This is a genomic window from Allobosea sp. NPDC055332 (assembly GCF_053645455.1).
Genome location: NZ_JBSHMO010000002.1, coordinates 1510094 through 1528461 on the forward strand (window position 1 = coordinate 1510094; position 18368 = coordinate 1528461).

Genomic DNA, 18368 nt, shown 5'->3' on the forward strand with positions numbered 1-18368 from the left:
GCCTCGATCGGAGCGGCGCTCGGCGTGATGTCGAGGCATGATGGCCATAGCCATGACCATATGGAATTCAGCTTATTTGTCTGAATTCAGATGATCTGCTTATAAATACAACCATGGCGGTCACGCTCCGACAGATCCAGGCCTTCCTTGCCGTCGCCGAGCTCGGCACCTTCACCAAGGCTGCCGAGCGCTTGCACATGGCGCAGCCGGCGCTCTCGCAATTGGTGCGCGAGCTGGAGCATGAACTCGGCATCCGCCTGTTCGACCGCACGACGCGCCGGGTCGAATTGACCGAGGGTGGCCGGGAGTTCCAGGGCGCATCGGCCAAGATCGTCCATGATCTCGACCTCGCCATCCAGAACGCCAACGACCTCGCCGAGCGCCGCCGTGGCAAGATCACGGTCGCCGCGCCGCCATTGCTGGCTGCGGCGATCCTGCCCGAGGCGATCGCGGAGATGCGCGAGCGCTTTCCCGGCGTGCAGGTCGCGGTGCTCGACGCTCGCACCGACACGATCATCGAGGCCGTCAGGACGAACCGAGCCGATTGCGGCCTGGGCACATTCGCCGCAGTCGAGGACGGCATCGAGCGCATCCCGATGGCGCGCGACCAGCTGATGCTGTTCTGCAGCCCCGGCAGCCGCTTCGCCGATACGAGCGTCGACTGGCTGGACTTGCAGGGGGAACCACTGATCACGCTGACGCGTGACAGCGGCATCCGCCTCCTGGTCGAGGTCGCCTATGAGACCGTCGGCATCGCGCTCGTGCCGGCCTATGAGGTCGCGCAGATCACCACAGCGCTCGCTTTGGTCGAGGCGCGGCTCGGCGTCGCCGTGCTTCCGACCTATGCACGCGCCGCGGCGCCGCATCGCAGGGTTCTCGCCCGGCCGCTGTCGAACCCGGCGATCGCGCGGGACATCGTGCTGATCAGGCCGAGCGGCCGCTCGGTCTCGCCCGCGCTCGCGGCCTTCGAGACGATATTGCGGCGTTACGCTCGCCGCCTCGCACCAACCGATGCCGATTGAATGCGATGACGGGGCGACGGCATTCAGGCTGCACAAGGCTTCTGCGCCGGATGTCCGCTTCCCGGCTGTGAACCGATGGCCGCTATCGGCGCTTTGGAAGCATTCGGCTCGGACCCGCATTAATCCGCCTCATCCGAGCGCTTCTGCAGATGACGCAGATACGCGCAAAACATGTCGGCAAGCGCGTCGGCATAGGCGTGGATTTCAGCATCGGTTCTCGATGTTTCAGAGAACTCCTTGCCGACGGCGCTCATCGTCTTGGTGATGAGATCACCGACCAGCGCGCGTTCACTGGCCGTAGCGGCCGGCAGCGTCGTGTCCATGAACCCTTTGAACAGGCGGGCACCCGCCGCACGTGCCTCCCGCGCCTCAGGGGCATTGCGGTAGAGCGGAGCCGCATCGTTCAGTGCCACGCGCACGGCAGCTTCATCGCATTCGGAGCGGATGAAGGCATGAACCAGCGTACGCAGGCGGGTGAGCGGAGACTTCGTGGTATCGCCGAGGATGCCGGCCAGCATCGCATGGGTCTGCCGCCATTCGTCGCTCTGGAGTCGGAACAGGATGGCAGCCTTGTTCGGAAAGTACTGATACAGCGAGCCGACACTGACTCCGGCCTTCTCAGCGACACGCGCCGTGGTGAAGCGCTGCGCGCCCTCCTGCGCCAGAACCTGAATGGCAGCCTCCAGAATGGATGAAACCAGCTCCGCCGAGCGGGCCTGCTTCGGCGCTTTTCGCGAGGAAATCCGGGAGGTTGGCTGATTGGCCACGTCGCGCTCCGACAATGCGAATATGAAACGCGACGAATTATTCGTATTTTCCGTTCCGAGGCAAGGACCTGCCTTTCTCGGATCGGAGCAATCTCATGACGACCCTGACCACAGCGCCGCTCGCGCCCCTTCTTGACCGCCTGTTCGAGCAGGCGAATGCAGCGCCCAGCTCTGCGTTTGCAGGCTTCTCGCGCGAGGAGCGCGAGCGCCTCATGGGCAGCAAGACCGAATATCTCGAGCTCTATGGCCGCCTGAAGGATCTCTGGCTCCCGGTTTCGCAGGAAACAGGCCTGCTGCTCTACATTCTTGCCCGAAACAGCCGGGCCCGGACGATCATCGAATTCGGCACCTCCTTCGGCATCTCGACACTGCATCTCGCCGCCGCTCTGCGCGACAATGGCGGAGGACGCCTGATCACCACCGAATTCGAGCCCTCGAAAGTAGCGCAGGCGCGCAAGCACCTCACCGCCGGCGGTCTCGCCGACCTCGTCGAGATCCGGGAGGGCGACGCGCTGAAGACGCTCGCTGCTGACCTGCCCGAACAGGTCGATCTGTTGCTGCTCGACGGTGCCAAGCCGCTCTATCCCGACATCCTCGATCTGGTCGAAGGCAGGCTTCGCCCCGGTTCGCTCATCGTCGCCGACAATGCCGATGACAGCCCGGAGTACCTGACGCGGGTCCGCGCACCCGCCAGCGGCTACCTGTCCGTCCCCTTCGCCGAGGACGTCGAATTGTCGATGCGGATCGGCTGATCCGCATCCCCTAGGCGACTGCCCAGCGCCTCCTCATTCAGAGATCTGAAAATGACCGATACGGATCGGCCTGATCTGGCCTATCGCCGCGTGCTTGCCCTGACAGCCGCGCTGTTCCTCTCCTATCTGACCGTCGCCATGTCGTTGCCGGCCGTGCCAGTCCATGTCGTGCAGGGGCTGGGTTTCGACAATGCCTATGGCGGCCTGGCGGTCGGCATCGCTTTCCTGTCGACGATCCTGACGCGCGGCCGTGCCGGCTCCTGGGCCGACAGGCTCGGCGGCAAACCGTGCATGCAGCGCGGCCTGGTTCTTTACGCCGCAGCAGGGGTGATCTGCCTTGCAGCCAGTTGGACGGGATTTTCTGCGACCGGGAGCTATGCCGTCCTGATCGCCGGGCGCCTGCTGCTCGGCCTCGGCGAGAGCGTGGCGATGGTCGGGATGATCGGCTGGGCCATCGGCCTGATGGGCCAGGCCCGTTCGGGCCTTGTGATCTCCCTCGTCGGAATGGGCATGTACGGCGCCTTCGCGGCCGGCGGGCCGCTGGGACTCGCTTTGCTCGATCGGTTCGGCTTCGGCGGCCTGATGCTCGTCTGCACGATCCTGCCGCTCGCCGGGCTGGTCGCCATCCATTGGCTGCCCGGTGTGGCGCCGCATCCCGGGCAACGGCAGTCCTTCTGGGCGATCATCGGCAAGATCTGGCGCCCGGGAATGGCGGTCGGCCTGCAGGGCGTCGGCTTTGCGGCATTGGGGGCTTTTTTCTCGCTCTATCTGCTGAACAAGGGGTGGGCGCATGCGGGCCTCGGCCTTACATTTTTCGGCGTCGGCTTCGTTGTCATGCGACTTCTCTGCGGACACCTCCCGGACCGGATCGGCGGACGGCCTGTCGCGATCGCGTCGCTCATCGTTGAGGCCTGCGGCCAGTATCTCCTCTGGCTCGCGCCCGGACCTTACGCGGCGCTGGCGGGTGCCCTGCTGACGGGGCTCGGTTGTTCGATGGTGTTCCCGGCCATGGGCTCGGAGGTGGTCAAGCGGGTTCCGCCTCATATGCGCGGAACCGCGGTCGGTGGCTTCGCGGCCTTCCAGGACCTCGCCTATGGCGCGACCGGACCGCTTGCCGGCGCGCTCGCCGACCGAACAGGCTATGCCTCGATTTTCCTGATCGGTGGCCTTGCCGCGACACTGGGGCTGTTGCTGGTCATGTCAGATCGGCGGGCGTCCAGTACGGAGAAACCATAGACCCGCGCTTCCTGCGGCAGCGCTCAGTTTCTCGGCGTGGTCAGATAGGCCCACATCCGATCCAGGATGGCGCCCGACCAGGTCGCGCGCTGGGCGGCTTCCGCCTCGCTGAGAACGGCTCCGGTCTCGGCGATGCCGGCGGCCCTGGCCTCGAACTCGACCCGCGCGGCATCCTCGAGATACCAGGTCAGCACGACCGCCTCCTCGAGGCTGCCGCCTGCCGTCACCGCGCCGTTGCCGCGCATGACGATGGCGCGGGCCGCGCCGATCTGCTCGGCGAGGGCAGCGGCCTGCTCGTCATTGCGCAGCAATTGCGGATCGTCCCAGAGCGGCGGACGCGGCGCGAAATAGCTGCCGAAGCCGTGTCGTGGCTGCGGCGTAATCCGGGCCGTGCCGAGCGTCATCACCCGCTGCGGCATCGAGCGGACGACGCCGCCGACTTCCGGCCGCCTGCGATAGATCTCGCGGTGGATGCGGACCTCGCCGAGCACGCGCTCCGGCAGTGGCCCGTCGAGCGGGACGACGCTGCAGGCATCCTCGTCCGCGACGAGCCCGAGCGGCTTGGCCGGCGAGACCAGGAAATGGCCCTCGTCGAGGCGCATGCTGCAATGGCCATAGGCGTGGACGAGGCCATGACGCGCCAGCGCGCGTCCGGCCTGCCGGACCAGCTCCTCCTGGGCGGCGCTCGGCCGCGGCGATGAAGAACTCACTTGTTGAATTCAGCGATGTTGGGCTTGGCGCCCCATTTGCAGAAGCCCTTCGGCTCGAACATGTACTGGCGCTCGCGCCAGAGCAGCTCGTCCGCGATCTCGCGCACGCCGCTCGAATACTCGAAGACCATGCCGTCCGGCCCCTCGAAATAGAGGAATTTGGCCGAGGAGGTCGGATGCCGACCGGGGCCGAAGACCATGCGCACCTGCCGGTCCTTGAGGAACTGGTGCGAGCGCATGATGTCGTCGCCGGTCTCGACCTGGTGGTTGATGTGCTGGATGCCGGGTTTCGCCGAAGGGAAGAGCGCGATCGTGTGATGGACTTCGTCGATGCGCAGCAGCGGCGCATCGCCGATCCGGTCGGAAACCTGGGCATTGGTGACCTTGGTCCAGAACGCCTCGTCGCGTGCGAGATCGCTGGAGCAGAGGCCGACATGGCTGAAGCCGGTGATCCCCGCGTCGCGCGCGCCATGATAGCGCCGCCCGCTATAGCCCGGCCGCCAGGCGAGCTCGATCGGGTTGCCGGTCGGATCACGGAAGGCGATGAAGTCGTGGACCTTGCGCAGCGCCGCCTCCGAGGCGGTACCGCGCCGGACGGGATGGCCGAGCGCTTCGAGCTGCGCTGCGGCTTCATCGAGATGGAATTGTTCTTCGACTTCGAAGCACACGACCTGATCGCCCGGATCGCCCTCGAAATAGCAGAGCGTGTGCTCGCGCTCATCCGATTTGAAGTAGACCGAGCCCTTGGCGCGCTCGGCAACGTCGAGCCCGAGATATTCGGTGGCGAAATGCGTCGCGCCCTCGAGATCGCGGGTCCCGAGCCGGACATAGGAGACATCGGCAAGCTTGATCATGGATCGCTCCTTGCTGCCGGTTCAAAGCCGGCGAAGACGCTTCACTGATATTCGGGAACCTGGGTATCGCTGCCCCAGGCGCAGAAGGATTCGCGCTTGCGCGGGAACTGCCTGGCCCGGCGCGGGGCGGCGAGCCTCTCGCCCTCAGCGACATAGGAGAAGTTGACGCCGTCGGGACCGGCGACGCTCAGGAAGAGCTGCTGCGAGGCGGTGCGCCTTCCGGGGCCGTCGACAATGCGCGCCTGCGCACCGCGCAGGTGGTAGGCGTTCTGCATGACGAGATCGACATCCTCGACGCCGAACTCGACGGAGAGGATGCCCTTATCCTGCGAGGGATGCACGGCGATACGGTGATGCGCCTCGTCGAAGCGGATATAGGCGGCCTCGCCGACCCAGTCGCTGACCTTGCCGCCGAGCAGCCTGGTCCAGACCTGCTGGTCGGAAGCGTCGGGCGCACCGCGCAAGGCGATCGCCTCCAACCCGGTGATGCCGGCATCGCGCGGGCCGTGATAGCGCCAGCCCGATTCCAGCGGCCGGACCACCAGTTCGATATCGTAGCCGGCCGCCATCCGGAACGAGACGAACTGCCGGACCTTTCTGATGGCGCAGCCGTCGGCATCGCCGCGCGTGGTGGCGAAACCCGCGCCCTGCAGCACCTTCTCGGCATGGGCCAGCGCATCGGGATCGCGCACCTCGAAGCCGATCGCCTGGCCGGCATCGAGCCCGTCGACATAGACCAGTGTGTGGTCGCGATAGTCGGAACGGAAATAGGCTGAAGTCTCGGTGCGGTCGACGAGTTGCAGGCCAAGGATGCGCCCGGCGAAGTCGGCCGCGCCCTTCAGGTCGGCGGTGCCGAGCCGGACATAGCGCAATTGCTCGATGGTGATCGCGTCGCTCATAGCCCGAGATGCTCTTTCTGGAGGTCCTTGTCGGCCATCAACCTGTCGGACAGCCCGTCGAAGACGACGCGGCCATGGTCGAGGACCAGTGCCCGTTCGGCCAGCTTCAGCGCCATGGCGAGGTTCTGCTCGGCGATCAGCAGGGTGTAGCCCTCGCCGCGCAGGCGCCCGACCGTGCCGATGATGACCTCTTCGATCGCCCGTGGCGAGAGCCCCTCGCTCGGCTCATCGAGCACGATCAGGTCGGCCTGCGTCAGCAGGGCGCGCGCAATCGCCAGCAATTGCCGCTCGCCGCCGCTGAGCGCGCCGCTGGAGAAGGAGCGCCGCTCGGCGAGGCGCGGGAAGTCCTCGTAGATGCGCTCCTTGACCCAGCGCCGGTTCGGCTGCTTGCGCGACCACAGCGCCGCCATGGTCAGGTTCTCGTCGACCGTCAGGTTGGCGTAGACGCCGCGGCCCTGCGGCACCAGCGCGACGCCGAGCCGGGCGATCCGATGCCCCGGCCAGCCAGCGACCTCCTGCCCCTTGATCGCGATGCGGCCGGTGACCTGCGGCTCCAGCCCGAACAGGGCCGAGCAGAGCGTGCTCTTGCCGGCACCGTTGCGGCCGAGCAGCGCCACCGCCTCGCCCTGCGCCAGCGAGAAGTCGACGCCGTGCAGGACGCGCACGCCACCATAGCCGGCATCGAGCCCGGCGACCTCGAGATAGGTAGCGGGGGCCGCCTGTTGCTGTGGCTGAACCGACATCATGCGGCCTCCCCGAGCGAGGCGCCGAGATAGGCGGCCTGCGCACCCTCATGTGCCTTGATCGCCTCCGGCGTGTCGCAAGCGATCAACCGGCCGAGATCGAGCACGGCGACGCGGTCGCAGACGCCGAAGACGATGTCGAGATCATGCGCGATCAGGATGGTCGAGAGGTCCTCGCCGAGCGTACGAACAACCTCGATCAGGTGCTCGCCTTCCGCCCGCGAGAGACCGGCGGTCGGCTCGTCGAGCAGGAGCACCCGCGGGCGCATCGCCAGCGAGACCAGCACGTCGACGATGCGCTGCTCGCCATAGGACAGGCCAGCGACCGGCAACTCCGCCCGATCGCGCAACTGGGCGCGCGTGAGCAATTCATCGGCGGCTTCGTCCGCTGCGGCCACCGCCTTGCGGCTGCCGAACCAGCCATAGCCTTCGCCAGCCCGCGAGCGTGCGGCGAGGGCAAGGTTCTCGCGGACGCTGAGCTCCGGGAAAGCCATGCTTTTCTGGAAGGTGCGCACCAGCCCAGCGCGGACGCGCACATCAGGCTTTGCCCTGGTGATGTCCTCGCCGGCGAAGGCGACGCGGCCATGATCCGGGATCAGGAAGCCGGTGACGATGTTGAACAGGGTCGTCTTGCCGGCGCCGTTGGGGCCGATCAGGCCAAGGCATTCGCCCTGGCCGAGCGTGACGGAGACGTCGCTCAGCACCTTGAGCCCGCCGAACGACTTGGCGACGCCCTCGATCGCGAGAGCGGGAACGGCGTTCGCGCTCATGAGCGGCCCTCCGCATCCTTCCGCCGCCCGACCGCGGCCTTCAGCCCGGCGACGACCCCCTTCGGCATGATCATCACGGTCAGCACGAAGACGAGGCCGACGACCAATTGCCAGCGATCGGTATAGGACGAGACATAGGTCTGGATGCCCAGATAGATCGCCGAGCCGATGAAGGCGCCATAGAGCGAGCCGACGCCGCCGATCACCAGCATGATGATCATCATCGCCGACATCGTCCAATGCACGGCGTTGGGGCCGACATACTGGTTGACGAAGGGATAGAGCGCCCCGGCCGCGCCGGCGATGGCACCGGAGGCAAGCAGCGCCATCAGGCGGATGCGCGGGATCGAATAGCCGAGCGCGCTCATCCGAAGCTGGCGCTCGCGCGTGCCGAGCAGGGCCCGGCCGATCGGCGCATCGACGAAGGAGCGGGCAGCGAGATAAGCGGCGAGCGCCAGCACCAGCGCGGCAAGATAGAGCGCGACGCCGTTGTTGAGTGGGATCGTGGCGAAGCCGGTGTGCAAGGTCAGCACCGGGAAGCCGCGCAGGCCGTCGGCGCCGCCGGTGACCTCGCGCCAGTGGAACACCACCTCCCAGACGATCTGACCGACGATCAGGCTGAGGATCAGGAAGAACAGGGCGATGGTACGCATCACCACGACACCCATCAGCAGCGCCGACGCCATGCCGGTGGCGATGCCGACCGCGAGCATGACGACGATATCGGCGCCGAGCGTCTGCGCCGCGATCGCCGCGGCATAAGCCGCGCCGCCGAAGAAGACGGCATGGCCGAGCGAGACCAGCCCGCCGAAGCCGACCAAGAGGTCGAGACTGAGCACGGCGGTGCCGATGATCAGGATCTCGGCGAGGAAGCGCAGCTGGTAGTCACCGGCAAACAGCAGGGGAATGGCGGCTGCGAGCGCGAGCAGCGCAAGCTTCGCAGTCATCGGCAGGCTGCGCCGCTCACTGGCGGGGGACGCCTTCATGCGGCCGGTCCCGTCGGCGATCAAGCTCATACCTGCCTCACCTTCCTGGCGACCAGGCCTTCGGGCAGCGCGACCAGCAGCGCAGCCATGACGGCAAGGGCGACGACGTTCGAGAATTCCGGCACCCAGACCTTGGAGAAGGTCATGGCGAAGCCGAGCAGCAGCGCGCTCAGCACGGTGCCGCGGAAGGTGCCGAGCCCGCCGGCGACGACGACGATCAGCGCCAGGATCAGCACCTCCTCGTCGAGGCCGGGGTAGGCGGAGAGGATGCCGGCCCCGAGCGCGCCGGAAATGCCGCCGAGGCCGGCTGAGATTACCAGCACAGCCGTGAAGATCCGGCGGGTGTCGAGGCCAAGCGTCTCGACGAAGCCACGATCGGTGACGCAGGCCCTGACCACCGCGCCCCAGATGGTGCGGTCGATCACGTACCAGAGCGCGAAGGCCAGCGCCGCGCCAAAGCCGATGATGAAGAGCCGGTAGATCGGGAACGGCATGTCCATGATGAAGACGACGCCGCGCAGCGCGTCCGGGATCTCCGCCGAGAGGATCTGCGCGCCGAAACCCCAACGCATCAGATCGGCGAAGATCACCGAGAGGCCGTAGGTCAGCAGCACCTGCATCAGATGGGTGCGCGCATAGAACTGCCGAAACGGGAAGCGCTCCAGCAGGAAACCCGCAAGGCCGGCCGCCAGGAAGGCGACCGGGAAGGCGAGCCACCAGGGCGCGCCCGAGGCCAGCCAGTAGACGCCGACATAGGCGCCGAGCAGGAAGAAGGAGCCGTGGGTCAGGTTGACGAAGTTCATCAGGTTGAGCACCACCGACAGGCCGAGCCCGGTCAGCAGCAGCAGCATCGAGAACGACAGCGCGTTCAGGCTCTGGACGGCGTAGAAGCCCACGGAAAAGCTCCTTCGTAGACCTTAGGCCACCGGGCCCGGATCGCGCACGGCCTTGTAGGTGTGGATCACCTGGTTGACCGGGCCGCCGGTGCCTTCCTTGATCTCGTTGACGTAGATGTCGAGGATCGCCTGGTTGTTGCGGGGATCGAACGGCATCGGCCCAAACACGGTCTCGACCTCCTTGGCGAGCAGCGCCTCCTTGACCTTCTCCTTGTTGGAGAGATCGCCCTGGACGCGCTCGACCGCCGCCTTGATCACCTGGCCGGTGACATAGCCGGCGGTGCCCATCTCGCCGGGCATGGCGTTGCGGGCGGCCTGATAGGCTTTGGTGAAGGCAGCCGAGCTCGGCGCCGTCGGCGACTGGTTGCAGGTGTTGAGCCCGCCGAGCGCCGCTTCCTTCACGGCGGAGACGACGTCCTCCTGGTCGAACAGCGCGCCGCTGCCGATCAGCTTGACCTTGCCGTGCAAACGGTACTCGCGCATCTGGCGCAGGAAGCGCACCGCATCCGAGCCGGCGAAGAACGAGAAGATGAACTCCGGCCGCTCGGCGGCGATGGTCGTCAACAGCGGCCCGAAATCGGTGGTGCCGAGCGGCGCCCAGAGCTGCTTGCCGACCTTGCCGCCCTGCTGCTGATAGCTCGCGACGAAGTCACCGACGGATTCGCGGCCGGCGGCATAATCGGCAGCGATGGTCAGGCAGCCGGACTTGCCGAGCTTCTCGAAGGCCCATTGGCCGGCGGTGTGGCCGAGCATCCAGTTGGTCTTGGTCGGCCGGAAGACGAAGGGGCTCGCCGCCTTGCGGGCAAGGTCATTGGCCGAGCCGGCCGAGATGAAGGTCAGCGCCTTGGCCTCGGTCACCACGTCACGGACGGCGAGCGCCACCGCTGAGGAGATCACGCCGGAGACGATGTCGACATTGTCCTGTCCGAGCAGCTTGCGGAACTTGCGCACGCCCTCGTCGGGCTTGGCCTGATCGTCCTCGACGATCAGCTCGACCGCGCGGCCGGCGAGCTTGCCGCCATTCTCGGCCAGGAACATCTGCATGCCGGCGCGCATGCTCTCGCCGAGCGCCGTGAACGGCCCCGACAGCGAGGTCACCATGCCGATCTTCAGCGGCTTGTTGGCGCTCTGCGCTAAGGCCGGCGCGCCGATCGCGCCTGATAGGGCGGTGGCGCCTGCAGTCGCGAGGAAGCTGCGGCGGGACAGCGGAAAGCGCTCGGTCATGGGACGTCCTCCAACGGGGCGATCTTGGTGCCACTCGATTGGCCGGCATCCGATCAGAACGGGTTTAGCCTGTCAATATTATTTCGAAATTTTTTTGACACCGAGAACTCGTTTTTGCGCGATCTCTTATAGAGAATTCCCTGAATTATAGGAATTAAAGAGATTCTGACCGTGCTCGATCGGTATCGTCGGGATTGTAATTTCGAAATTCAATGGTAGAGAGGGTTATCGACAACGGGAGCTGCGTGCTTCGGAATGTCCTCTTCCGACAAGACCCTGGCCGACCGGACCTACCGCCAATTGCGCGGCGATATCGTCAATGGCCGCCTCGCGGCCGGCAGCAAGCTGAAGCTCGAAGGCCTGGCGCAGGACTATGCCGTCGGCATGTCACCGCTGCGCGAGGCTCTCGCCCGGCTGATGGGCGACCTGCTTGTCGTCTCGGAAGGCCAGCGTGGCTTCTGGGTCGCGTCGCTCTCGCTCGACGAGCTCGACGACGTCTCGCGCGTTCGCGCCCTGATCGAGACCGAGGCGCTCAACGCCGCGATCCGCAATGGCGATGCGCAATGGGAGCGCGAGGTCACGGCGGCGTTCGAAGCGCTGGCGGCGGTCGAGGAGCATCTGCCCCACACCAGCGAGGCGCTGCCGCCGGAGCAGCTCGAGATCTGGGAAGCACGCAATCGCGCTTTTCATGCCGCGCTCGTCTCGGCCGCCGGCTCGCCGATGCTGATCAAGTTGCGCGACCTGCTTTATCAGCAGTCGGAGCGCTATCGCCGCGTCTCGCTCAACGTCTCGCGCGGCTGGCGCAACGTTCATGACGAGCATCGCGCCATCTACGATGCGACCATGCAGCGTAATGCGTTGCGGGCGTGCCGGATGATTGAGCTGCATCTAGCCCGCACTGCCGAAGAAGTCCGCAAGGCGATGGCTGCGCTGAGCCGCGACGACGATGTCTCCGGAGACAAGGCATGAGCGGCTTCGATCTGAACGGCCAGACCATTCTGGTCACCGGTGCAGCCGGCGGCATCGGCGCGGTGACGGCGCAGGTGCTGGCGAGCCTTGGCGCCGAGCTCGTGCTCACCGACCGCGTCTCCTGCGCCGGGACCATCGCCGGGCTCGGCGCGCAGGCCGGCGCCGCACGCGAGATCGTCGTCGACCTGCTCGACGACGAGGCGCCGCGGCGCCTGGCCGAACAGGCCGGGCCCATCAATGCGGCCGTCCTCGGCGCTGGCATCTATCGCCCGCTCGACTGGGATGCGGATGGCTGGGAAGAGATCGCGGAGACCACGCTGTCGCTCAACCTGATGGCGCCGATGCGGCTGGCGCGCGAACTCGTTCCCGCCATGGCGGCGCGCGGTGGTGGCCGGGTCGTCCTCGTCGGCTCGATCGTCGCGGCGACCGGCGGCTCTTTCCCGGGCGTCGGCCCGCATTACGCGGCGTCGAAGGGCGGCCTGCATACGCTCGTGCGCTGGCTCGCGGCCCGTTTCGGCGGGCAGGGCGTGCTCATCAACGGCGTTGCGCCGGGGATCACCGACACGGCCATGGTCGGTGTCCACGACCTTTCGGCGACGCTAGCGAAGCATCCGCTCGGCCGGGCCGCCCGGCCGGAGGAGATCGCCTGGCCGATCGCCTTCCTCTGCTCACCGGCGGCGAGCTTCGTCTCCGGCGCCATCCTCGACGTGAACGGCGGCGCGATGATGCGCCCATGACGACATAACCAGACCGGGAGTGAGACGATGAACAGCGCCGTTCCGCGCTACCAGAGCGCTGCCGCCAGCGCCGAGACCGCCCGCCTGTCGCATTTCATCGACGGGCGCTTCGTGCCGGCCGGCCGCAGCAGCTTCGAGAACCGCCATCCGGCCACGGGCGAAGTGATCAATCTCGTGCCGGAGGCCGACTCGGCTGCGGTCGACGATGCGGTCAAGGCGGCCAAGCGCGCGCTCAGGGGTCCTTGGGGCCGGATGAGTGAGCAGCAGCGTTCGGCCATCCTGCGCAAGGTCGCCGACGGGATCATGGCCCGCTTCGATGACTTCCTCGCGGCCGAGGTGCTCGACACCGGCAAGCCGAAGAGCCTCGCCTCGCATATCGACATTCCGCGCGGTGCCGCGAACTTCAACGTCTTCGCCGACCAGGTGCTGACGCTCTCGACCGAGACCTTCCGCATGGCGACGCCGGACGGCGCCGGTGCGCTGAACTATGCGATCCGCGGGCCGCGCGGCGTCATCGCCGTGGTCTGCCCGTGGAACCTGCCGCTGCTGCTGATGACCTGGAAGGTCGCGCCGGCGCTCGCCTGCGGCAACACCGTCGTGGTCAAGCCCTCCGAGGAGACGCCGACGACGGCGACCATGCTCGGCGAGATCATGAACGAGGCCGGCGTGCCGCCCGGTGTCTACAATGTCGTGCACGGCTTCGGCGCGGACAGCGCCGGCGAGTACCTGACCAGCCACCCTGATGTCGACGGCATCACCTTCACCGGCGAGACCCGAACGGGCGAAGCGATCATGCGGGCGGCGTCCAGGGGCGTCCGTCCGGTCTCGCTCGAGCTCGGCGGCAAGAACGCCTCGCTGGTCTTCGCCGATTGCGACATGGACAAGGCGATCGAGGGCGTGACCCGCGCCGTCTTTGCCAATTGTGGCCAGGTCTGCTTGGGCACTGAGCGCGTCTATGTCGAGCGGCCGATCTTCGAGCAGTTCACGCAGCGGCTGAAGCGGGCGGCGCAGAAGCTGACGCCCGGCAACCCGTTCGAGGCCGCGACCACGCTCGGCCCGCTGATCAGCCAGGTCCATCGCGACAAGGTGCTGTCCTACTACGCCAAGGCGAAGGCGGAGGGTGCCGAGATCGTCACCGGCGGCGGCGTGCCCGAGCTGGCGGCCCCGTATTCCGCCGGCTCCTTCGTCGAGCCGACGATCTGGACGGGCCTCTCCGAGGATTCGGCGGTGATGCGCGAGGAGATCTTCGGGCCCTGCTGCAACATCGTGCCCTTCGACGAGGAAGACGCCGTCATCGCGCTGGCGAACGACAGCCCCTACGGCCTCGCCACTTCGATCTGGACCGAGAACCTGACGCGGGCCCATCGCGTCGCGGCTCAGGTCGAGGTCGGCATTACCTGGGTGAACTCCTGGTTCCTGCGCGATCTGCGCACGCCCTTCGGCGGCTCGAAGCAGTCCGGCATCGGCCGTGAGGGCGGCGTGCACTCGATGGAATTCTACACCGAGCTGCGCAACGTCTGCATCAAGCTCTGACGGATCCCGCTTTCTCTCGACATCCGGCGGCCGCCCACAGCGACCGCCGTCTCTGCCATCGCGACACAGGACACAAACCATGCTGACCGAAGCCCAGCGCGCGCAGGTGGTGCGCTCCCTGCTCGAGAGCCATCGCACCAAGAAGCAGGGCGAGCGGCCCTCGCAGATGTTCCCGGAGATCGAGATCGCCGATTCCTATGCGATTTCCTCGGCGGTGGCGCAGGAGCGGGTCAAGGCCGGCGCCCGCATCATCGGCCACAAGATCGGCCTGACCTCGAAGGCGATGCAGGCCTCCTCGAAGATCGACGAGCCTGATTACGGCTATCTCTTCGACGACCTTCTCCTGAACGATGGTGCCAAGGTCAAGTTCGAGAATTTCTGCGTGCCGCGCGTCGAGCCGGAATTGACCTTCATCCTGAAGGAGCCGCTGAAGGGGCCGGGCATCGGGCTGATCGATGTGCTCCGGGCGACAGAGTACGTCGTGCCCTCGATCGAGATCATCGATGCGCGCGTGACGGAGCCGCGCAAGATCTTCGATACCGTCGCCGACAATGGTGCCGCTGCCGGCATCGTGCTCGGCGGCCGGCCGGTGCGGCCGGAGGATGTCGATCTGCGCCGGGTCGGCGCGATCTTCTACCGCAACTCCGAGATCGAGGAGACCGGCCTCGCCGCCGGCGTGCTCGGCCACCCGGCGATGGCGATCGCCTGGCTCGCCAACAAGCTCGCCCCCTTCGACATCACCTTGCAGCCGGGCGACCTGATGCTGTCGGGCTCCTTCACACGGCCGGTTTGGGCGGCTAAGGGCGATACTCTGCACGCCGATTTCGGGCCGCTCGGCAGCGTCTCCGTGCAGTTCGTCTGAAGGAGCTTCCGATGGATCTGCCCCGCAACGCCTTCAAGGCCGCGCTCGCCCGCGGCGAGCTCCAGATTGGGCTGTGGAGCAGCCTGTGCAGTCCGATCGTCGCCGAGATCATCGGCCAGAGCGGCTTCGACTGGATCCTGGTCGACACCGAGCACTCGCCGAACGAGCCGCCGAACGTGCTCGCCCAGCTCCAGGCGATGCAGCTCGGTACCGCAACGCCGATCGTGCGCCCGGCCTGGAACGATCCGGTGCTGCTGAAGCGCCTGCTCGACATCGGCGCGCAGGCGGTGCTGGTGCCCTTCGTGCAGAATGCGCAGGAGGCGGCCAAGGCCGTCGCCGCCTGCCGTTATCCGCCGGCCGGCATCCGCGGCATCACCGGAAGCGGGCGCGGCAGCCGCTATGGCCGTGTGCCTGATTATCTCAAGCGCGCCGATGCGGAGATCTGCGTGCTCGTGCAGGTCGAGACCGGCGAGGCGCTGGCGCAGATCGAGGCGATCGCCTCGGTCGACGGAGTCGACGGCGTCTTCATCGGCCCGGCCGACCTCTCGGCCTCGCTCGGCCATATCGGCAATCCCGGCCATCCCGAAGTGCAAGCCGCGATCAAGGGCGCGGTCGATCGCCTGGCGGCAGTCGGCAAGCCGGCCGGTATCCTGACGCCGTCGGAGGCCGATGCCCGCCGCTACATCGATTGGGGCTATCGTTTCGTCGCGGTCGGCTCGGATCTCGGCCTGCTGACCAAGCACGCCGACGCCCTGGCCAAAACGTTCCGTTGAAACGCGCAGGCCAGCACGGGATTTCTGCGTTGGCCGAAGCGGCGCCTCTGATCGGATGTCCGCCCTTCACAGGGCAGTTCTGACATGGCGCGCCGGCCATCGAGCTCGGGACGAGGCCGAGCGCGGTTCGCAATCTAGTGCGCGAGACCACGCTTCGAGGCCTATCGGCTCAAAGGTCTTGGAGCTTCAACATCCCAGGCATCAGCCCGCAGATCGTCGACGCCGGCGAGCAGGTTGCGCTTTTCGATCTTGTTGGAAACGGTTCGCGGGAAATTCTCGACATAGGCGTAGAAGCGCGGGACCTTGAAGGCAGCCAGGCCCTTGCGGGCATGCGCCAGGATCGACTCGGGCGGCAGGTCGGCCGGCGAAAGGCCGGGTTTGAGCTGCACGTAGATTTTGACCTCTTCACCTCGCTTGATGTCCGGCACCGGCACCGCCGCGCAATCCTCCACTTGCGGCAGTTCGCGGATCACCGCTTCGACCTCGCGCGCGGCGATATTCTCCGAGGAACGGCGGATCATGTCCTTGAGGCGACCGACGAGCCAGAGAAAGCCGTTCTCGTCAGCTTCGAACAGATCACCGGTCCGGAACCAGCGAAGGCCGCCGTCATCCGCGTCGCGGAATGCCTCCGCGTCGGCGTCGGGGCGGTTCCAGTAGCCCTTGAGCAGCCCGCGCCCGCGCACCCAGAGCTCGCCGCGCTGGCCGGGTGGCACCACCTTGCCCGCCTCGTCACGGATCGTGGTTTCGCGGAACGGCCCGTCGATTCCGACGGAGCCGGAATCGTACATCGCCTCGAAGCTCGCCGGCATCAGCGTGCCGAGGCCGATCTCGGTCATGCCGAAGCCTTCGCGCGCCCTGACGCCGAAGCGCCGCTTGAAGGCCCGGCAGGTTTCGCCGTCCCAGCCGAAGCTGGCGACCTGCTTCAGTGCTGTCGCTCCATCATCGGACGCCTCGGGCTGGCGCGTCATCAGGATCGGGAACTGGCACCACTCGATGCCGTATTGCTTCACCCAGCCGATGAAACGCGAGGAGGAGAGCTGCGGGGCGATGAACAGCGTGCCGCCGAGCACCATCGTCTTCAACAGGTGCCATTGCGGGTCCATGTAGAAGAATGGCTGAGCCGTCATCAGCCGCGACACCGGCTCTCCATCCCATCCAGCCGCCCCCTGCGCCAGCACCATCCAGTAATCATGGCTGAGCATGCAGCCCTTGGGGAAACCCGTGGTGCCGGAGGTGTACTGGATGTTCATCAGGTCGTCCGGGACGATGCCGGGATCGGCAGGCGAAGCATCCAAGGCGTTGGCGACGAGCGCGTCGAGATCGATCATGCCCGATCCCGCCTTACCGTCGGGCACGAGGGTTCGGGCTACTGGCGGCAGCCGGTCGCGGTCCTCGACCGCCGCGAGCGTATCGAGATAGGCAGGGTCGATGATCAGCGCCGCCGCGCCGGAATCGCCGGTGACATAGGCGATCTCGCGCGGTGTGTAGCGGGTGTTGACCGGCACATGGATCGCTCCGAGCTTGGCCAGCGCCAGAAACAGAATGGGGTAGAGGATCCGGTTCGGCAGCATGACCGCGACCCGCTCCCCCTTGCCGATGCCGAGGCCGGCGAGTGCGTTCGCGATCTGGTTGGAGGCCCGGTCCGCCTGCGCATAGGTCGCGGTCTCGCCTCGATCGAACACATTGAGGAAAGGCTTGTCGCCGAGCTCGGCGGCACGCTTGCGGCAGAATTCTCCAATCGTGGCGGTGAGAAAGCTGGCCTCGAGCGCCTTGATGCGGGCCTTTTCCGCCGCGAGCTCGGCAACGCTGATCTTCGTCGTCATCGCCCGGCCTATTGCTGGTCGTCGTTCTTGCGGAAGAAGCCGGTGCCGGCGCCGGGGCCGTCATAGGCGACGCGCTGGAAGCGGAAGAGCGTACCGGCGTAGTCGGTCGCCTGCTCGCGCGGCATGTCCATCGCCCGATTGTAGGCTTCGAGTTCGACCTGCACGGCGACCGGCGGATGCTTCGCGATCGCCTCCGCCATCGCCAGCGCTTCGGATGCCAGTCGTTCCGGCGGAACGACCCTGTTGATCAGGTGGACGGACAGCGCCTTGGCCGCGTCGATCCGCTCGCCGAGCAGCAGCATTTCCATCGCCACCGCCTGCGGGACGATGCGGCCCAGGCGCGTCATCGCTCCGGCGCCGCCCATGCCATAGGCGATCTCGGGAAAGCCGAATTGCGCGCGCTCCGTCGCGATCCTGAGCTCGGTCAGCAGCAGCAGATAGATCAGGCCCTGACCGAGGCAGTAGCGGTCGACCGCGCCGATGATCGGCTTCACGCGGCGCAGACGCATGACGTCCTGCTCCCAGCCCGGGCGCGTCAGCCCGGTGCGCTCATCGTGACAATGTGGGGAGAGATGGGCCTCCAAAGCCTCCTGCGGGGTGAGTTCCGGCAGCACGGTGCGGATATCGTCGCCGGCGCAGAAGCTCCCGCCGGCCGAGCCCGTCAGGATGCCGACCCGCATAGCTGGGTCGCGATTGAAGTCGACCAGCGCGTCGTGAAGCTCGCGGTGCATCGCCGGGGTGAAGACGTTCACCTTGCCATTGTCGATGGTGAAGGTGGCGATGGCACCGGCCTTGGAATAGCTGAGCGGCAT

The 18368-nt window shown here is 66.8% G+C and carries 19 protein-coding genes; 8 read left to right on the forward strand and 11 right to left on the reverse strand.

Annotated features, from left to right (window positions below):
• The first annotated feature begins 113 nt into the window (after window positions 1-113).
• Complete coding sequence (locus tag ACWIGM_RS15845) at window positions 114-1022, forward strand: LysR family transcriptional regulator (protein ID WP_454026866.1); 909 nt, start codon at window positions 114-116, stop codon at window positions 1020-1022.
• A 119-nt stretch (window positions 1023-1141) separates the two neighbouring features.
• Here ACWIGM_RS15845 and ACWIGM_RS15850 read toward each other — a convergent pair whose 3' ends face one another.
• A complete protein-coding gene (locus ACWIGM_RS15850) occupies window positions 1142-1789 on the reverse strand; it encodes a TetR/AcrR family transcriptional regulator (protein ID WP_454026867.1) in 648 nt (215 codons plus the stop codon).
• 95 nt (window positions 1790-1884) lie between these two features.
• On the opposite strand from ACWIGM_RS15850, the gene ACWIGM_RS15855 reads away from it, so the two are divergent.
• Window positions 1885-2541 carry an O-methyltransferase gene (locus tag ACWIGM_RS15855; protein ID WP_454026868.1) on the forward strand — a complete coding sequence of 219 codons (657 nt, stop codon included), beginning with the start codon at window positions 1885-1887 and terminating at the stop codon, window positions 2539-2541.
• Between the two features lie 51 nt (window positions 2542-2592).
• The gene (locus ACWIGM_RS15860; protein ID WP_454026869.1) at window positions 2593-3777 is read left to right on the forward strand and encodes an MFS transporter; all 1185 of its coding nucleotides are present in this window, start codon (window positions 2593-2595) and stop codon (window positions 3775-3777) included.
• A gap of 23 nt (window positions 3778-3800) precedes the next feature.
• Here ACWIGM_RS15860 and ACWIGM_RS15865 read toward each other — a convergent pair whose 3' ends face one another.
• From ACWIGM_RS15865 to ACWIGM_RS15900, 8 genes are read right to left on the reverse strand one after another with little or no spacing between them, the layout of a single operon-like run.
• Window positions 3801-4487, reverse strand: coding sequence for a class II aldolase/adducin family protein (locus ACWIGM_RS15865; protein ID WP_454026870.1), 687 nt, complete (start codon window positions 4485-4487; stop codon window positions 3801-3803).
• Entirely contained in the window at window positions 4484-5341 is an 858-nt protein-coding gene (locus ACWIGM_RS15870) for a VOC family protein (protein ID WP_454026871.1), read from the reverse strand. The genes ACWIGM_RS15865 and ACWIGM_RS15870 overlap by 4 nt, the downstream gene beginning before the upstream one ends.
• 41 nt (window positions 5342-5382) lie before the next feature.
• On the reverse strand, window positions 5383-6240 hold the full coding sequence (locus ACWIGM_RS15875) for a VOC family protein (RefSeq protein WP_454026872.1): 858 nt from the start codon (window positions 6238-6240) through the stop codon (window positions 5383-5385).
• Window positions 6237-6983, reverse strand: a complete 747-nt coding sequence (locus ACWIGM_RS15880; protein WP_454026873.1) for an ABC transporter ATP-binding protein — start codon at window positions 6981-6983, stop codon at window positions 6237-6239. Before ACWIGM_RS15880 ends, ACWIGM_RS15875 begins: the two co-directional genes overlap by 4 nt.
• Window positions 6983-7753 carry an ABC transporter ATP-binding protein gene (locus tag ACWIGM_RS15885; protein ID WP_454026874.1) on the reverse strand — a complete coding sequence of 257 codons (771 nt, stop codon included), beginning with the start codon at window positions 7751-7753 and terminating at the stop codon, window positions 6983-6985. Before ACWIGM_RS15885 ends, ACWIGM_RS15880 begins: the two co-directional genes overlap by 1 nt.
• The gene (locus ACWIGM_RS15890; RefSeq protein ID WP_454026875.1) at window positions 7750-8769 is read right to left on the reverse strand and encodes a branched-chain amino acid ABC transporter permease; all 1020 of its coding nucleotides are present in this window, start codon (window positions 8767-8769) and stop codon (window positions 7750-7752) included. The genes ACWIGM_RS15885 and ACWIGM_RS15890 overlap by 4 nt, the downstream gene beginning before the upstream one ends.
• Window positions 8766-9635 carry a branched-chain amino acid ABC transporter permease gene (locus tag ACWIGM_RS15895; RefSeq protein ID WP_454026876.1) on the reverse strand — a complete coding sequence of 290 codons (870 nt, stop codon included), beginning with the start codon at window positions 9633-9635 and terminating at the stop codon, window positions 8766-8768. The genes ACWIGM_RS15890 and ACWIGM_RS15895 overlap by 4 nt, the downstream gene beginning before the upstream one ends.
• A 21-nt stretch (window positions 9636-9656) precedes the next feature.
• The gene (locus ACWIGM_RS15900; protein ID WP_454026877.1) at window positions 9657-10859 is read right to left on the reverse strand and encodes an ABC transporter substrate-binding protein; all 1203 of its coding nucleotides are present in this window, start codon (window positions 10857-10859) and stop codon (window positions 9657-9659) included.
• A 255-nt stretch (window positions 10860-11114) separates the two neighbouring features.
• Here ACWIGM_RS15900 and ACWIGM_RS15905 point away from each other — a divergent pair, with 255 nt between their 5' ends.
• The 5 genes from ACWIGM_RS15905 to ACWIGM_RS15925 all read left to right on the forward strand — a co-directional run bounded on the left by ACWIGM_RS15905 (window position 11115) and on the right by ACWIGM_RS15925 (window position 15733).
• Complete coding sequence (locus ACWIGM_RS15905; protein WP_454026878.1) at window positions 11115-11828, forward strand: GntR family transcriptional regulator; 714 nt, start codon at window positions 11115-11117, stop codon at window positions 11826-11828.
• The gene (locus ACWIGM_RS15910) at window positions 11825-12565 is read left to right on the forward strand and encodes an SDR family NAD(P)-dependent oxidoreductase (protein ID WP_454026879.1); all 741 of its coding nucleotides are present in this window, start codon (window positions 11825-11827) and stop codon (window positions 12563-12565) included. Before ACWIGM_RS15905 ends, ACWIGM_RS15910 begins: the two co-directional genes overlap by 4 nt.
• Before the next feature lie 27 nt (window positions 12566-12592).
• Complete coding sequence (locus ACWIGM_RS15915) at window positions 12593-14098, forward strand: 2-hydroxymuconic semialdehyde dehydrogenase (RefSeq protein ID WP_454026880.1); 1506 nt, start codon at window positions 12593-12595, stop codon at window positions 14096-14098.
• Between the two features lie 79 nt (window positions 14099-14177).
• Window positions 14178-14960 (forward strand): fumarylacetoacetate hydrolase family protein, encoded by a 783-nt coding sequence (locus ACWIGM_RS15920; protein WP_454026881.1) that lies wholly within the window; start codon window positions 14178-14180, stop codon window positions 14958-14960.
• A gap of 11 nt (window positions 14961-14971) precedes the next feature.
• The gene (locus tag ACWIGM_RS15925; RefSeq protein ID WP_454026882.1) at window positions 14972-15733 is read left to right on the forward strand and encodes an HpcH/HpaI aldolase family protein; all 762 of its coding nucleotides are present in this window, start codon (window positions 14972-14974) and stop codon (window positions 15731-15733) included.
• A 161-nt stretch (window positions 15734-15894) separates the two neighbouring features.
• On the opposite strand, the gene ACWIGM_RS15930 is transcribed toward ACWIGM_RS15925, so the two are convergent.
• The gene (locus tag ACWIGM_RS15930; protein ID WP_454026883.1) at window positions 15895-17556 is read right to left on the reverse strand and encodes a class I adenylate-forming enzyme family protein; all 1662 of its coding nucleotides are present in this window, start codon (window positions 17554-17556) and stop codon (window positions 15895-15897) included.
• 8 nt (window positions 17557-17564) lie between these two features.
• On the reverse strand, window positions 17565-18368 hold the full coding sequence (locus tag ACWIGM_RS15935; RefSeq protein ID WP_454026884.1) for an enoyl-CoA hydratase/isomerase family protein: 804 nt from the start codon (window positions 18366-18368) through the stop codon (window positions 17565-17567).

What these genes read in the sequence shown, in the direction of transcription:
- ACWIGM_RS15845 (WP_454026866.1), top strand. Translation starts at nt 114, where the DNA reads ATGGCGGTCACGCTCCGACAGATCCAGGCCTTCCTTGCCGTCGCCGAG.
- ACWIGM_RS15855 (WP_454026868.1), top strand. Translation starts at nt 1,885, where the DNA reads ATGACGACCCTGACCACAGCGCCGCTCGCGCCCCTTCTTGACCGCCTG.
- ACWIGM_RS15860 (WP_454026869.1), top strand. Translation starts at nt 2,593, where the DNA reads ATGACCGATACGGATCGGCCTGATCTGGCCTATCGCCGCGTGCTTGCC.
- ACWIGM_RS15870 (WP_454026871.1), bottom strand. Translation starts at nt 5,341, where the DNA reads ATGATCAAGCTTGCCGATGTCTCCTATGTCCGGCTCGGGACCCGCGAT.
- ACWIGM_RS15875 (WP_454026872.1), bottom strand. Translation starts at nt 6,240, where the DNA reads ATGAGCGACGCGATCACCATCGAGCAATTGCGCTATGTCCGGCTCGGC.
- ACWIGM_RS15880 (WP_454026873.1), bottom strand. Translation starts at nt 6,983, where the DNA reads ATGTCGGTTCAGCCACAGCAACAGGCGGCCCCCGCTACCTATCTCGAG.
- ACWIGM_RS15885 (WP_454026874.1), bottom strand. Translation starts at nt 7,753, where the DNA reads ATGAGCGCGAACGCCGTTCCCGCTCTCGCGATCGAGGGCGTCGCCAAG.
- ACWIGM_RS15890 (WP_454026875.1), bottom strand. Translation starts at nt 8,769, where the DNA reads ATGAGCTTGATCGCCGACGGGACCGGCCGCATGAAGGCGTCCCCCGCC.
- ACWIGM_RS15900 (WP_454026877.1), bottom strand. Translation starts at nt 10,859, where the DNA reads ATGACCGAGCGCTTTCCGCTGTCCCGCCGCAGCTTCCTCGCGACTGCA.
- ACWIGM_RS15905 (WP_454026878.1), top strand. Translation starts at nt 11,115, where the DNA reads ATGTCCTCTTCCGACAAGACCCTGGCCGACCGGACCTACCGCCAATTG.
- ACWIGM_RS15910 (WP_454026879.1), top strand. Translation starts at nt 11,825, where the DNA reads ATGAGCGGCTTCGATCTGAACGGCCAGACCATTCTGGTCACCGGTGCA.
- ACWIGM_RS15915 (WP_454026880.1), top strand. Translation starts at nt 12,593, where the DNA reads ATGAACAGCGCCGTTCCGCGCTACCAGAGCGCTGCCGCCAGCGCCGAG.
- ACWIGM_RS15920 (WP_454026881.1), top strand. Translation starts at nt 14,178, where the DNA reads ATGCTGACCGAAGCCCAGCGCGCGCAGGTGGTGCGCTCCCTGCTCGAG.
- ACWIGM_RS15925 (WP_454026882.1), top strand. Translation starts at nt 14,972, where the DNA reads ATGGATCTGCCCCGCAACGCCTTCAAGGCCGCGCTCGCCCGCGGCGAG.
- ACWIGM_RS15930 (WP_454026883.1), bottom strand. Translation starts at nt 17,556, where the DNA reads ATGACGACGAAGATCAGCGTTGCCGAGCTCGCGGCGGAAAAGGCCCGC.
- ACWIGM_RS15935 (WP_454026884.1), bottom strand. Translation starts at nt 18,368, where the DNA reads ATGCCGCTCAGCTATTCCAAGGCCGGTGCCATCGCCACCTTCACCATC.